The 15,515-nt window shown below is 39.4% G+C and carries 13 protein-coding genes; 1 reads left to right on the top strand and 12 read right to left on the bottom strand.

Going from position 1 to position 15,515, the window contains the following annotated elements; translation table 11 throughout:
* The 11 genes from U5921_RS07225 to U5921_RS07175 form a co-directional block, all read right to left on the bottom strand.
* Nucleotides 1-1,065 (bottom strand): DUF1385 domain-containing protein, encoded by a 1,065-nt coding sequence (locus U5921_RS07225; RefSeq protein WP_324825796.1) that lies wholly within the window; start codon nt 1,063-1,065, stop codon nt 1-3.
* Nucleotides 1,066-1,075: 10 nt separating this feature from the next.
* Nucleotides 1,076-2,530, bottom strand: coding sequence for a transcription termination factor Rho (rho, locus tag U5921_RS07220; protein ID WP_324825795.1), 1,455 nt, complete (start codon nt 2,528-2,530; stop codon nt 1,076-1,078).
* A 2-nt stretch (nt 2,531-2,532) separates the two neighbouring features.
* A complete protein-coding gene (gene glpX / locus U5921_RS07215; RefSeq protein ID WP_324825794.1) occupies nt 2,533-3,525 on the bottom strand; it encodes a class II fructose-bisphosphatase in 993 nt (330 codons plus the stop codon).
* Between the two features lie 181 nt (nt 3,526-3,706).
* Complete coding sequence (locus tag U5921_RS07210) at nt 3,707-4,765, bottom strand: LCP family protein (RefSeq protein ID WP_324825793.1); 1,059 nt, start codon at nt 4,763-4,765, stop codon at nt 3,707-3,709.
* A gap of 107 nt (nt 4,766-4,872) precedes the next feature.
* Entirely contained in the window at nt 4,873-5,868 is a 996-nt protein-coding gene (locus U5921_RS07205; RefSeq protein ID WP_324825792.1) for an LCP family protein, read from the bottom strand.
* A gap of 214 nt (nt 5,869-6,082) precedes the next feature.
* Nucleotides 6,083-6,931, bottom strand: a complete 849-nt coding sequence (locus U5921_RS07200; RefSeq protein WP_324825791.1) for a 3-hydroxybutyryl-CoA dehydrogenase — start codon at nt 6,929-6,931, stop codon at nt 6,083-6,085.
* 153 nt (nt 6,932-7,084) lie between these two features.
* Nucleotides 7,085-7,858: an enoyl-CoA hydratase-related protein gene (locus tag U5921_RS07195; protein ID WP_324825790.1), complete on the bottom strand. Its 774-nt coding sequence runs from the start codon at nt 7,856-7,858 to the stop codon at nt 7,085-7,087.
* 87 nt (nt 7,859-7,945) lie between these two features.
* Nucleotides 7,946-9,211, bottom strand: a complete 1,266-nt coding sequence (locus U5921_RS07190; protein WP_324825789.1) for a glucose-6-phosphate isomerase — start codon at nt 9,209-9,211, stop codon at nt 7,946-7,948.
* Nucleotides 9,204-11,153 (bottom strand): nucleoside-diphosphate sugar epimerase/dehydratase, encoded by a 1,950-nt coding sequence (locus U5921_RS07185; protein WP_324825788.1) that lies wholly within the window; start codon nt 11,151-11,153, stop codon nt 9,204-9,206. The genes U5921_RS07190 and U5921_RS07185 overlap by 8 nt, the downstream gene beginning before the upstream one ends.
* Before the next feature lie 73 nt (nt 11,154-11,226).
* On the bottom strand, nt 11,227-12,180 hold the full coding sequence (locus U5921_RS07180; RefSeq protein ID WP_324825787.1) for a hypothetical protein: 954 nt from the start codon (nt 12,178-12,180) through the stop codon (nt 11,227-11,229).
* 166 nt (nt 12,181-12,346) lie between these two features.
* Nucleotides 12,347-13,828 (bottom strand): MBOAT family O-acyltransferase, encoded by a 1,482-nt coding sequence (locus U5921_RS07175; protein WP_324825786.1) that lies wholly within the window; start codon nt 13,826-13,828, stop codon nt 12,347-12,349.
* Nucleotides 13,829-13,910: 82 nt separating this feature from the next.
* Here U5921_RS07175 and U5921_RS07170 point away from each other — a divergent pair, with 82 nt between their 5' ends.
* The gene (locus tag U5921_RS07170; RefSeq protein ID WP_324825785.1) at nt 13,911-15,092 is read left to right on the top strand and encodes a patatin-like phospholipase family protein; all 1,182 of its coding nucleotides are present in this window, start codon (nt 13,911-13,913) and stop codon (nt 15,090-15,092) included.
* Between the two features lie 34 nt (nt 15,093-15,126).
* Here U5921_RS07170 and U5921_RS07165 read toward each other — a convergent pair whose 3' ends face one another.
* Entirely contained in the window at nt 15,127-15,363 is a 237-nt protein-coding gene (locus U5921_RS07165) for a hypothetical protein (protein ID WP_324825784.1), read from the bottom strand.
* Between the last annotated feature and the right edge of the window lie 152 nt (nt 15,364-15,515).

The following is a 15,515-nucleotide window of genomic DNA, read 5'->3' as shown; positions in this document are numbered from 1 at the left end:
CTAGTCCTCACTTCTGCCTGCATCCCTGTCATCGGGCTTTTCTTCGTCTCCTGCTGTTTCTTCTTCTGCTTTTGTAATTTCTTTAAAAATACCATCCGGTCCGCATTCTGCAATATATGCACGTGCGTCCTCTTCCTTTAGTACTTCTTTCATTGCCGCAATTGCAACTTCAAGCTGTTCGTTGCTGGGGCGCTTCGTGGTCAGCATTTGAAGCAGCAGACCCGGCACGCTTAACACCTTTACCACCCAGGAGTCACTTCTGCCTGCCCATTGTAAAAGCTCATAAGACAATCCCGCAACGACGGGAATCAAAAGCAGTCTTGATCCAATTCTCATCCATAAATTTTGCCAGCCCAAGAGAGAAAACAGCAATAGACTGATTACCATAACAAACATTAAGAAACTCGTTCCGCACCTTGGATGGAGGGTTTCAAACTGCTGTGCATTTTCCGGTGTCAGATTCAGTTTGTTTTCATAGCAATGAATGGTCTTATGTTCTGCTCCATGGTATTGAAATACTTTTTTTATGTCTTCCATTTTTGAAATTACAGCAATGTATAGAACAAACATCAAAATTCGCACCACCCCTTCAATCAGGTTCAATGCAATTTCGTTCTCAGTTACAGACTCTGCCACACTCGTCAACGCAGTTGGCAAGATAATAAAAACTCCAACCGTAAAAAGAATAGCAAGAACGACAGAAAAATAAAGCATCGCACTAAATGCGCCTTTTTCACCAAACCGTTTTTCAAGCCACAATGTCATCTTATCTTTTTCATAAACAGTTTCCGTATCAAATTGCTCCAGCATCTCTGCAGAATAAAGCAGGATGCTCGTTCCTGTTACCAGCGAATCCACAAAGGCAGCCACCCCTCGCACAATCGGAATCTTTCTCCATTTACTTGGTTTTTTTAACGGGTCCACCTTCATATGCATTCCACCGTCAGGTTTTCTAAGAACTGTTGCAATGCGATCTTTTCCACGCATCATAATGCCTTCTAAAATGGCTTGCCCTCCCACCTTTGTAGGAGATGCATTTTTTATAAATATTTTACTAAAATCCATAATTTTCCTCTTAACGGTCTGAACGACCGTTTGTCTGGTTCTGATTGTCTTCCAAATGAATTTTTTTCAAAACCTGTATAAAATCATCATTATTTTTTGTATGCATCAATTGATCGATAATTTTTTCTGTAACTTCCTGTGTACCGACATTTGCCATGGCACGTCTCATAATCCATACCGCTTCCATTTCTTCCTGCGACATTAGCAGGTCTTCTCTTCTTGTCCCTGATTTATTTAAGTTAATTGCTGGGAAAATTCTCTTTTCTGACAACTTTCGATCTAAGTGCAGTTCCATATTTCCAGTGCCTTTAAACTCCTCAAAAATAACGTCGTCCATTCGGCTTCCGGTCTCTACAAGTGCAGTCGCCAAAATTGTAATACTTCCGCCTTCTTCCATATTACGAGCCGCTCCAAAAAATTTCTTAGGTTTATGCAAGGCTCCCGGATCAAGACCTCCGGATAGCGTTCTTCCCGAAGCCGGTACTACGAGGTTATATGCTCTTGCTAACCGGGTGATGCTGTCTAGGAGAATCACAACATCCTTTCCATGCTCCACAAGTCTCTGCGCTCTCGCCAGCACCATCTCTGCAACCTTGACATGGTTTGCCGGAAGTTCGTCAAATGTAGAATAAATGACTTCTCCTTTAATGGAGCGCTGCATGTCAGTTACCTCTTCCGGGCGTTCATCGACTAAAAGAACAATCAGTTCAACCTCAGGATATTTTTTTTCAATATTATTAGCTACTTTCTTTAAAAGAACCGTCTTTCCTGCTTTCGGCGGAGCTACAATCAGGCCTCTTTGCCCTTTCCCGATTGGAGCAACCAAATCGATGAGGCGCATTGACAGATCCCTTCCATCTTCAAGCGTCATACGTTTATTTGGGAAGATTGGAGTTAAATCATCAAAATCCGGTCTGCGAATGGATACGCCGGGCTCATCTCCATTTACTTTTTTTACATAGAGTAAAGCACCAAATTTTTCTCCTTCATTCGGCTTTCTCGTAATACCCCTGATTTTATCCCCTTTTTTCAGATTAAAACGCCGAATCTGAGAAGGAGATACATATACGTCACGCTCACTGGTCAAAAAGTTATGAAAGCGTAAAAATCCAAAGCCACCCTCTGCAATGTCTAAGATTCCTTCTACCTCGGGACGCTCCTCTTGAGAATACGTGCGCTCTTTTTTGACCACGTGCTCCTCTTTTGTCTCTTCTGCAGATTTTTTTTCCTTATACGCTTCTTGAACTTCCTGTTTTTTTTCACCCTGTAAAGGTTCATCACTCGGTCTAGCTTTATCCTCCGGCTCTTTTTCTTCTTTTGACAAATCTGATTTTCCAGAATTCACAATTGCTTCTAATAGCTCTGCTTTTTTCATTTTTTCAAATCCGGCAAGACCCATATGCTGTGCAATTTCTCGCAATTCTGCTACCTTCTTTGCTTTAAGAAGTATCATTTTTTCACTCATTTTTATTCTCCCGGTGCTGCATATACATCTGCATATGCAATCTTTTTGTCCATATTATGAATGGCTTCAATATAACGAACAGTCCCTGTTTCACCCCGCATAACTACTGAATGCGTTTTTACTCTGCTGCCGGAAAGGTAACGCACACCCTTCAACATATCTCCATCGGAAACGCCGGTCGCTACAAAAATAACTTCATTTGTTTTCACAAGTTCATCAATCGTTAATACACGATCAAAGTCTTCTTTTGGGGCTTTTAGTTTTTCCTCCTGCGTCATGGGGAAGAGCCTGCCTTGAATTTCTCCACCTAGACAACGCATTGCAGCTGCGGCCAGTACCCCTTCTGGTGCACCTCCGATTCCTACCAAAACATCAATTCCGCTGTCTTCTATACAGGTAGCGATCGCCATCCCAACATCTCCGTCACGAAAGAGTTTAATACGACATCCAAGTTCACGACATTGTTTAATATAAGCATCATGACGGTCTCTTTCCTGGATCGTGACGGTCAAATCTTCTAGGTTTTTACCCAATGCAACTGCGATCGCTATAAGATTATCCTTTAGTGGTTTATTTAAATCTATGCAACCCTTTGCTTCCGGTCCCACCGCTATTTTTTCCATATAATACACCTCTGTATTGTACAAAGTACCTTTCGGTGCGACTGCAATTACAGAAATCGCATTGGACAGCCCTTTTGCAGTGGAGGTTGTTCCATCTAGCGGGTCGACTGCGATGTCAACCATTGGTGCATGTGCGCTGGCCTTTCCGATCCGCTCCCCAATGTAAAGCATAGGGGCCTCATCCTTTTCTCCCTCTCCAATCACAACCGTCCCATCAATATCAATGGTATCAAACATACGACGCATACCGTTTACGGCTGCTTGATCTGCAGCTATTTTATCTCCTCGTCCCATCCATTTCCCACATTCAATCGCAGCGATTTCTGTAACGCGCGCAAGACTTAATCCCAAATTTCGATTTATGGAATTCATTTAAAATCCTCCTTTAATATCGTTAAAAGCAACAAATATTTCTTCTTATTTATTTTTACAATTCTTGCATTTTTTGCTGAATCATTAGACTTGTTTAAATGGAGTTATATAAAAATAAAATTTTTTAAGAAGTGCCAAACAGGCTTTCCCTATTTGGCACGAATAGAAAACAAATCGTTTTTTACAACCCACCACTGTCTAGGACCATTTTAGTCTCGTGTTTAGTCTCGTCTTTTTTCCCGTCTGTGGTTTTATCAGATTCTTCCGGTGCTTCAATCGAATAGATTTGTGTAAGCATATCTGCAATTTCCTCTGACTGAGGGTATACATAATAAGGCGGCTCCGGATCTGGTTTATTTGGCATCATATACGTTTCAATATTTTCTGGTGACATCCCCAGTGCTTCTTTTGCAATTTTTAAAGACATATCCAACGTAATATCTGAATCGACATTTTTAAAAATTTCTTTTGTGATTTGAGGTAGTTTAAAACTCATCATTTGTTTAAATGCAGATTTCATAAATTCTTGTTGCGCCTTCACACGCCCGATATCACCTTCTGGATAACTCTTATAACCAGAGCCTTTATTTGCATGGCGAAATCGTAAAAATTGAACTGCATGTTCACCGTCTAATACCTGCGGTCCTTCTTTTATATAGATTTTAAGCGGCGGTTTATCATATCGATCAATATATTTCATTGTAAACGGGATGTCCATAGGAACCCCTCCCATTGCCTCTACAATATTAGATACGCCCTCATACGTTACAACCGCGTAATAATGAATCGGCATCCCCAAAAGAATATCACTTACGGCTCTAGCCGTGTTAACTGGTTCCTTTTGATAAGCGGCATTGATTTTCATCTGCGCCGGAAGGTTGTAGCCAGGTCGTTTGTAATACGTGTCACGAGGAACAGAAATCAAGTCAACATGCTTTGCCTTCATATCAAAGCTCGCTAGTATAATGGTATCCGTTAATCCGGTATTTACCCCCAAAAGCAAAATATTAACTCTCTGCTTGTCCTCAAAAGCCTCAAAAAAAGGACTGCTTGCATCATACAGCGGTGACATCTCATTCAATAAATTAGATTCCGATTCACCAAAAACCGGTGCTTCTGCAGCCGAACGAAACGTCCAATGAAACGGTATCCCAATCCCGGTAAATATTACAAGTGCAATTAAAAATACTTTTATAAATTGTTTTACGCCTGTTCCCCTTTTCAGACTTTCTTTTCCCAATGTCATCTCCCTTTCTATTTTATAAAATAAGTAATCGTAATTATTTTATCCCTTTTTTCAAAAAAAAGAAATAGGGAATCAAAAGATTCCCTATATTTTTTTCTTGATTATTCTTCTTTTTCCGTATTTTGCTCTTTTGTTTCATCCGTTTCATCACTAATGGAATAAATTTCTTCGATCATTTCCTTTACTTCCTCATCTTTGGCAAACCAATAAGATGCCTTGTCCACTGTTTTTGGATAGCCCGGTATTAAATAAGTTTGAATATTTTCTTTGGAAAGGCTCATTGCCTTTGTCGCAATTTTTACTGCAATGCCCACGTCAACATCCGAATCCACATTCGCAACCACAGTCCTAGCAACATTCGGAAGGTTAAAGCCCAATGCCTGCCGAAATGCAGATTTCATAAATTCTTGATGCGCCTTAATCCGACCGATGTCCCCTTCCGGGTAACTCTGGTAGCCGGAGTTCTTATTTGCATGGCGGAATCGCAGAAATTGAATCGCAGTATCCTTGTTCAATACCTGTTGACCTTTCGGAATGTTAATATGCAGAGCCGGCTTGTCATATGGATCATCATATTTCATATGAAATGGAATATTCATCGGAACGCCTCCCAATGCCTCTACAATGTTTCCTACACCTTTATAGTCAATCACAGCGTAATAATGAATTGGCATCCCCAAAAGTACATCACTAACCGCAGTTGCCGTTCCAACAGCTCCGCCGCTATTACTGCTATGATAAATTGCATTAATCTTTTTTGCTGCCGGGGTTGTTACACCTTTTCTCGGATAATAGGTATCCCGTGGCACAGAAATAACATCAACATGCTGATTTTTCATGTCATAGCTCCCAAGCATAATCGTGTCCGTCATTCCGTCATTTACTCCAAGAACCAGAATGTTCACTCTTTGGCTGTCCTGAAAGGCTTCAAAAAATGGACTATTGGGGTCAATTAAAACATTCATGTCCTTCATGAGGTTCTCTTCCCCTGAAAAAATACGAACCTCGCCAACACGATTTATCATAATTTGTACCGGTATCATTATCACCGTAAAAATAATAAATGCAATGATAAATTGCTTAAAAAATACTTTCATATTGCAACTCTCTTATTCCTTTTTCCCTTTATATGCTTCAACATTCTAATATATTATTTTCATTATACACCGTAATATTTTATACTGATTTGACAAAAATGCAAGAAGAAAATAAAAAAATCGTAGTGAATTACATAACAAAAGCCCTCTCACAATCAATGCAAAAGGGCTTTACGTTTTTAGTAATCATTCAACAGGATATCATCCATTTTTCTTATTTGCTGTAGTCAAAGAAGCCTATGCCGCTCTTTCTTCCAAGCTTTCCAGCACGAACCATCTTCTTTAAAAGAACATGAGCTCTGTATTTTGGATCACCATATTCACTGTAAAGAACGTCCATGATTGCCAAGCATACATCCAGACCGATCAAATCACCTAAAGCTAGAGGACCCATTGGATGGTTTGCACCAAGCTTCATAGCAGTATCAATATCTTCTGCCTTTGCAACACCGTCAGCTAAAATTCCAACTGCTTCGTTAATCATAGGAATCAAAATTCTATTTACAACGAATCCAGGAGCCTCGTCTACTTCTACCGGAGTTTTCTTTAATTTCTCAGAAAGCTCTAAAATAGTAGCTTTTGTCTCTTCAGAAGTCGCAAGACCTTTAATAATTTCAACCAGCTTCATTGCAGGAACCGGATTGAAGAAATGCATGCCAATAATTTTATCCGGTCTATTTGTAGCAGAAGCAATTTCTGTAATGGAAAGCGATGAAGTATTGGTAGCCAAAATAGTACCAGGCTTGCAAAGCTCATCCAGTTCCTTAAATAATGCTTTCTTTGCTTCCATATCCTCTGTAGCTGCTTCGATAATTAAATCTGCATCCGCTACGATGGAAATGTCTGTGGAACCATGAACTCTTGCTAAGATTTCGTCTTTATCTGCAGCAGAAATCTTTTCTTTTGCAATCATTTTGTCAAGATTTTTAGTCACAGTTGCAATTCCCTTATCTACGGAAGTCTGTCTTCTTGCTCTAAGAACAACTTCGTAACCATTTTGTGCCAATACCTGAATGATTCCAGCACCCATTGTACCTGTTCCTAATACGCCAATCTTTTTCATGTTAAACTCCTCCATTTCGGTTGGGCTTGCGCCCATGTCTTAACTATGTATTGTTTGTTACATTTTTAACAAAGCCTATAATGTTAGATTAATTCATAACTGAATAAATTGCAAGAGTAAAATAATATTTCCGTTAAAAATATCAATTATTTTTTATTTACCCTTAAATTCTGCTTTTCTCTTCTCTAAAAAGGCATTCATGCCTTCTTTTTGATCCTCTGTCGCAAAGCACTGCCCAAAAAGTTCAGTTTCAAGAGCCATTGCTTCTGTCATAGGCAACTCAACACCCATTTGTATCGCTTTCTTGGAAGCTCGTACAGCAAAAGGTGCATTCTTCGTAATCTTTGCAGCAAGCCCCATCGCTTCTTCCATCAAGCTTTCTGGTGCAACCACTTTATTGACTAAGCCAATTTCTGCTGCCTGCTGAGCAGTAATAATTTCTCCGGTCAGAATCAATTCCATTGCTTTCGCTTTCCCTACAATTCTAGGCAGCCTCTGCGTACCGGAATAGCCTGGTGTGATACCAAGACCCACCTCAGGTTGACCAAATTTTGCCTTTTCACTTGCAATCCGCATATCACAGCTCATACACAATTCACAGCCGCCACCTAAAGCGAATCCGTTAATTGCTGCAATAGATGGTTTTTCAAGCGTCTCAATTTTGCGGAACACAGCAGAACCAAATGTACCAAATTCATTTCCTGCTTTTTCATCCATTACGCTCATAGCCGCAATGTCAGCTCCTGCAACAAATGCCTTACCCTCACCGGTAAAGATTAAGACTTTTACTTCGTCATCAGAAGCCACTTTATCTACCGCATCGGAAATTGCCTGCAGCACCTCTCCGTTTAGTGAATTCATCGCTTCCGGTCGGTTGATCTTAATAATTGCAACCTTGTCTTTTTTTTCTGTTACCACTACACTCATTTCATTTTCCTCCATTTGTTTAACCGTTATTTTACTAACGTTAAATTGTGGGTTTTCGATCAATGTTCGATCAATGATCGTTTCAATTTATTTAGTGAGCGCTTTGCGCATCTCTAACTTGTAGCTGTCCACCCCCGGCTGGTCAAACGGATTGATCCCAAGCAGGTAACCACTTAAGGCACAGGTGGTTTCAAAAAAATATACCATCTGACCAAAATGATAGGCGTTTAGGAAAGGAATGTCAACCTTAATCATGGAAATTCCCTCTTTTTGATGTGCCTTTATCACTCCGGCCATAGCCGCATTATTTATTTCATTTATACTGCGTCCGGCTAAAAATTCTCCGGCGCTTTTCGGTACTTTAAGGTCTTTTTTCGGATTCTGCAAAGAAAGGATGGTTTCAAAGAAAATTTGATTTCCCTGCTGCAAAAATTGTCCCATTGAATGCAATTCTGTACTGAACTGTAAAGCGGAAGGAAAAATTCCTTTTCCTTCTTTGCCTTCGCTTTCTCCAAAGAGCTGCTTCAGCCACTCGGTGAAAAAATAAAGCTTAGGTTCATAACATTCAAAAATTTCAATGACCTTCCCGTTTTGATATAATTCATTTCTCGCTGCCGCAAGCTTGCCGGCCTCACCTGCTGTCTCACTCTTCGCCAGCACAGTCGCCATATCTGCCGCACCATCAAGCATCTCCCGTATGTCAATTCCGGCGACTGCGATCGGTAAAAGACCTACTGCACTTAATACGGAATAGCGTCCTCCAATATCCTGCGGTACAGCAAAGCTTTGATAGCCTTCTTCTTCCACTTCGCAGCGAAGAATTCCTCTCTTCTGATCGGTAACTGCATAAATACGCTCTCGGCATCCTTTTTTTCCATATTTTTTTATTAAAAATTCTTTGAGTAACGCAAACGCTACACTAGTCTCCGTCGTTGTACCCGATTTAGAAATGACGCAAATGCATACTTCTTTATCTTCTAACGCTTCCAACAACTCACAGTGATAGGTTCCACTCAGATTATTTCCGGCAAAATATACCTTCGGTACATTCTTACTTTCAGATTCGGAATGCAACATCTCAATCGCTGCACGAGCACCAAGGTAGGAACCGCCGATGCCAATGACAACAAAAGCATTGCATTGCTTATGAATATGCTGCGCAGTCTGCTTGATCTTTCTGATTTCTTCCTTGTCGTAATGAAGCGGTAAATCCACCCAGTCAGTAAACGCTTCCGCCCCACTTTTCAGCTTCGCCCAGCTTTTTATCAATTTTTTTTCATGCTTTTTAATGTGACCCATTCCTTCTACCATTGACAAATCAATGGATAGAGCTTCTATTTCCAGACTACTCATCCTTTTTCTCTTTCAATCCCATATATGTCCTTTTTACATTTGCCAAATTATAGTTTGGCACTAATTTTTTTAACCAAAGTCTAGCATCCGCTTCTTTCTGCGTAAGAATCTCTTGTATTCCCTCTATTATGCCATTTCCCTCTTGTTCCAATAGGAGCTTTAATTCTTCTGGAGGTGGCACTGGATGTCCCACATATATTTTATTATGATTGGTCTTTTTTATACCCTCCTCATCTAAAAGGAGTTCCTCAAATAGTTTCTCCCCGGGGCGAAGACCAGTAATTTTAATGTCAATATCCACATACGGCACATAGCCGGATAATCGGATTACATTTTCTGCCAATTCCATAATTTTTACAGGATTGCCCATATCTAAAATGAAAATTTCTCCCCCTTCTGCCATTGCACCTGCCTGAATAACCAATTGCACCGCTTCCGGTATTGTCATAAAATAACGCGTAATCTTTGGATGCGTTACAGTAACCGGTCCGCCTTGAGCAATTTGTTTTCTAAAAATAGGAATGACACTTCCGTTGCTTCCAAGCACATTTCCGAAACGTACTGCGGAATAACACGTATTGGATTTTGTACTCTTATGCTGTAAAATCATTTCAGCTACTCGTTTTGTCGCACCCATGACATTTGTTGGATTTACCGCTTTATCTGTTGAAATCAATACGAATTTCCCGACCGCATACTTATCCGATAAATCTACCATATTCTGGGTACCTAGAATATTGTTCACAATGGCTTCTTTCAGATTCAATTCCATTAATGGTACATGCTTATGTGCCGCTGCATGGAACACAACATGCGGTTTATATTTCTCAAACATTTCCTCTAAGCGATCTTTATCTCTTACTGAACAGATCACAATATCAAACTCCAGATGTGGATTTGTCTTTTTAATCTCATTCGATAATTCAAAAATAGTGTTTTCATAAATATCTAATGCCACTAAACGCCTTGGTTTAAAAGCTGCAATCTGCCGGCAAAGCTCTGACCCAATAGAACCTCCTGCACCCGTAACCAGAACAATTTTCCCTTCTATATATTGACTGATTTCTCTCAAATTTACCTGAACGGTATCTCTGCCTAATAAATCTTCAATATCAACATCACGAAGCTTACTTACGCTGACTTTGTCATTAATCAAATCAATCAACGAGGGAACAATTTTCATTTTGCACCGCGTTTTATTGCATTCCGCTACAAGTTCTTGAATTTCTTTTTTCGCTCCCGAAGGAATTGCAATAATAATTTCATCTATACCATATTTTCTTGCCAGTCTTTTTATATCCGAGCGATTACCCGCTATTTTCACACCAGAAATCCGCCGTTTTAGCTTCTCTGGATTATCATCCACTGCAATTACCACTTTTTTATTGTATTCCGGATGATGCTTTATCTCCTTTATAATAGAAGCTCCTGCATCTCCCGCTCCTATTAGCATTACTTTAGTCAAGCCTGTTTTACCGGTAAGTTCTTCAATAATTGTGGTTTTATTTTTATTAAAATAATCATTGAATTTACCCGGAGAACGCCAATTTCGCAGCGTACGGTAAAGAAGACGACTCCCTCCAAAAAAAAGAATGTCCATATTGCAGCTAGTGATGTAAATGCTCCTAGGAAAAAATTGCTGCGTAAATTCCAAATAGACGATGACGGCTGCTCCTGCGACAATGGAGGCTATGGCTACATTCGCTAACTCTTCTACACCTGCATATTTCCATAAGCTGTTATACAATCCAAACAACCACAAAACGGCTATCTTTATTATAGACAGTATAACAATGTTATTTACATAAACAGCAAAAAATCCTTCGAAAACATCACTTGTGACATTGAAGTCAAATCGAAATAAAAAAGCCAGTATATAAGCCAAATTCATGCAAATGACATCTGCAATTAAGAGAAATATAATTCTCGAATATTTTATCATGTATCTATCCTCAATCTAATCCTGATTTCCTTGTATTACTCTATTTTACGTCAATTATTTTATTTTAGCAAGCTTATGAGATCTGCTGCAAAAGATAAGCAGAAAAACTTGGCGTCAATTTCTGCACGCCCCGAAAATTAAGATGACGCCGATCGTAAAAATCTTCATTAAGCTTTAATCCCAGCTCTTCATATTTTTGGTTGTAATCGATATAGGCAATATCGTGTTCCTCTGCAAACTTCCACGCCGCATTATAGAGCATCTGCTCCTTTCTGGTTGCATTGGATGGTGTTTTTAAAAAAATAAGAGTAATCCCTTCTTTATTTGTCAATTCATAAATTTTTTCTAAGTACTGCATTGTTTTGGAGAGTGGTTCTCTTGTTTCTATCACGTTAGAAATGTCCTCACGACTTTCGATCGGAGTAATCTGCTCTAAGCGAACAAATCCCTGATACGGATCACATTTTTTTTGGTACTCTCGCTTGTAATCCTCTAACGTCAACTCTTCCCACCTGTCATGGTATTTCATAATATTAAATATATAATTTCTCCGTTCTCCATTCGGAGCGGATGCAAAGACCATATCGAGCTTATTCTTGGATAAAGGGATCGGGTCCATTGCAGAATACAAGGTGCCCTCCTTCGGAAATTTTTTCTTTTCTGTCATCATATTTACTTCCAATACGACTGCCTTCGGACTTTGCGTCTTCAGGGCTTCTTTCATGTAATAGTAACTGATCCAAATCGGCTGTTCCTGCGTTGCCAGGACATAGGAGTGTAGTCCAGTTTGCTCTTCCACCATTTTCGGATCAATGGAACAATACATATGACTCGAACCAAAATACATGACATCAAAGCTGTTTTTCGGCTCATTATAAAATCCGCCAATTTTTACCGACATATCCCACGGCTGCGTCAAGCTTTTACGCACTAAAAGATCACTGACTTCTGCAAATAATAGCGTTAAAATCAGCAAGAAGCAGGCTATACGGAATATTCTCATTGTAATTTTCAAATGTAACTTCATTTTCTTCTCCATTAAAAAACAAGCTTTTTATTTATTTCAAACAAATCTCCTCTGCAAATTTCAAACTCAAAGTAAACACTCCGTTAAGAAATTTTGTCCATAAAGGCATGCTCCATAAGTATGACTCGCATTTGCGGCACATAAATGTTTGTTAAAAAATAAATCCTTAAAATTGAAAATATATAAATTGGCTTTCACTGTAACCAGGGCCGTAGACGCCAAAGATAACGATCGAAAAAATCAGTAGCAGATACACACTCCAGCGAAATAGGAATCCCTGCTCTAAGACTTTTTTTCTCCAATCTACACCATGATACTCTGCAATACTCATACAGATCATTACAAAAATTGCTGCGAGAGCTAAAAGAAAATTCTTTTGGTTCAGCCCAAGCTGCCATAGTGTTCCGTCCACAAATACAATTGGATTCCACTTCAAAAAAATTTGCTGGATTACGCCAAAGGCATCGTCCAAACTAGGTGCTCGAAAGAAAATCCACGCAAAGTTTACAAGAAAAAAAGTAATTACACCTTGTCCCAATTGATAGCCGAAATTTTTTCGATTGATTCCCAAAAAATCAAATACTGTATTTTTTAAAGGGCGAAGTACTTGACCGATCACTTGAAAAGCTCCATGCAGAAATCCCCACATGACAAACGTCCAATTTGCTCCATGCCAAAGTCCGCTGACTAAAAAGACAATCATGATATTGGCGTATTTTCTCCATGTTCCTTTTCGATTCCCCCCTAGAGGGATGTACAAATAATCTCGAAACCAAGTGCTCAGAGAAATGTGCCACCGCTGCCAAAATTCCTGAATACTTCTGGAAAAGTAAGGCTGTTTAAAATTATCCATTAAACGAAAACCCATCACTTCTGCAGCACCTTTTGCAATCAGAGAGTAGGAATTAAAATCACAATAAATCTGAATACCGAAAAACAAGGTCGCTACAACCACCTGCAGTCCCAGATAATAGGTATACTGTCCATAAACCTGATTTACCAAAGTTGCGATACGGTCTGCAATTACCAGTTTTAAAAAGAGCCCCCACAGCATAAGAAGAAGACCGGATTTCATTCTTTCATAGTCAAATGAATGCCGTTCACTGATTTGCACAAGAAGGTTCTTGGAACGTTCAATCGGTCCTGCTACCAGTTGTGGAAAAAAGGAAACAAACAATGCATATTTTAACAGATTGCGTTCTACATAGATATCCTTGCGGTATACATCCATCGTATAGCTTAATGCCTGAAAAGTATAAAAAGAAATTCCTACCGGTAAAATCACATCAAATTGCGGTTGAATCAGATCTATCCCAAATTTTATAAAAACTGTATTTATATTTGCAATTGCAAAATCAAAGTATTTAAAGAAAAATAAGATGCTTAAATTAGAAAGAAAGCTGATGCCGACCCAAAATCGTTTTTTTAATTCCTGCTTTTTTTTATCCGCTTTCGCAATTAAAATACCGCTGCCATAAGTAAGCAGCGTCGATGTTGCGATAAGTAAGGCATATTTAGGATTCCAAGACATATAAAAATAGTAGCTTGCGAAAAGCAGCCACAAATAGCGAAACTTATGTGGTATCAAGTAATAGATTCCCGTTACAATCGGGAAAAAAAGTAAAAAATTAAAGGAGTTAAATAACATCAGAGGAAATCCCTTCTAAATCTGATTTTTGTAACTTCTATTATTTTAAAATAAAAGAGTAAGAAGGGCAAGGGGGAATCCTATGGGAAACCATCGAATCGCTATGAGACGCAGTGTAGGTAACCAAAATATCGGCATTTCACTTTCAGGCGGCGGTATTCGTGCTGCCATTTTTCACTTAGGTGTACTGAAATGGCTCGCAGAAAACAATGAATTAGAAAACATCCGGCATATTTCGTCTGTTTCCGGTGCCAGCTTAGCAATCGGTCTTATTTATGCAAGAAATCACTACCGCTGGCCGGACAGCTGTCTTTACCTTGGAAGAACACTCCCTAAGGTACGAGATACTATATTAAATAATAATATTCAACAAGATTCCATTTTTTCACTGATTGAAACACCATGGAAATGGAATCAAAAAGTAAATGTTCTGGCTCATGTTATTGAAAAAAAATGGGGTGTTCGCGGACAAATCTGTGATTTGCCACTCACTCCGTTGTGGTCCATCAACTGCACGACGTTTGAGACAGGCAATAATTTCCGTATTAATCAAAAACAGATGGGAGACTACAAAATCGGCTATGTTTCCCACCCACAAATGTCCATTTCAGATGCCATCTCCGCTTCCGCAGGTTTTCCGGTACTCATCGGGGCATACAAGCTCTCTATTGATGATTACCAATGGGCAACCCTGCTGAAAAAAACAGAAAGTCACAGTTCTTCTCTTCCATCCCCTGCTTTAAAAGATTGGAAATATCTCCATCTATGGGACGGTGGTGTCTATGATAATTTAGGACTGGAAGCTCTTTATAAAATTTCGGACGGCGGCCATCTTACAGGTGATCTGGACTTTCTGATTGTCAGCAACGCTTCCTCTCCATCATCCTACCGAAAATGGGATAATCTTTTTTCTCCGCGCAATCTACGGCAGCTTTTGGGCATAAACATGGATCAGGTCGTATCTCTTCGAAGTCGTGACGTCATTGATTACTTTCTGCGTACCCAAAAAGGATATTATGTACAAATCGGAAGCAAAAAAAAGCATATCTTTGCCTTTTCTTCCAGTTCACTTCCAGCCTTCAAAAGCGGCACACTACCCATGTTAAGTGAGAAAGAAATTGAACGTGTAAAGCATTATCCAACTACTTTGAAATCACCGTCAGAAGAGGATTTTAACCTAATTCTCAATCACGGATATGAAACCGCAAAATATACGGAGCTTTGCTATTACTCTCCATATGCAGAAAATCAGTCTAAAATCTAATTGCAAATCTATGCTTTTCTATACTTAATTTTAACTACCTCTTTGTATTTGGGCCAAGTCCGGTCTTCTTGGAATTATGACCTAAATTTTGATGAGGCAGTGCGTTTGGAATGCATTCCTCATCGGCTAATTCCTTCGCAAACTCAACGGTTTGTGCTTCCTGAGCCTTCATGCCCTGCTCTGCCTGCTCTACCATTGCACGGGTCAGATTTCCATTCTGTCTTGAGGTCATCTCACCTCTGTCGATACCATCGTGATAATTTTTACTCATTTATTTCACCTCCTGCCGGTAGTGTAACCAAAAATTCCAAAAATAAGCAGCTTCTATTATAATTCACTGAAATACCCTTGTTCCAGTATAAGTATTCTTATATAATAAGATCTATTAAATATCTATGTTTAGAAATAGATATAAATTGCGGG

Origin of the sequence: Sinanaerobacter sp. ZZT-01, assembly GCF_035621135.1 — a bacterium.
GTDB lineage: Bacteria > Bacillota > Clostridia > Peptostreptococcales > Anaerovoracaceae > IOR16.
This window is presented reverse-complemented; position numbering and strand designations above follow the sequence as displayed.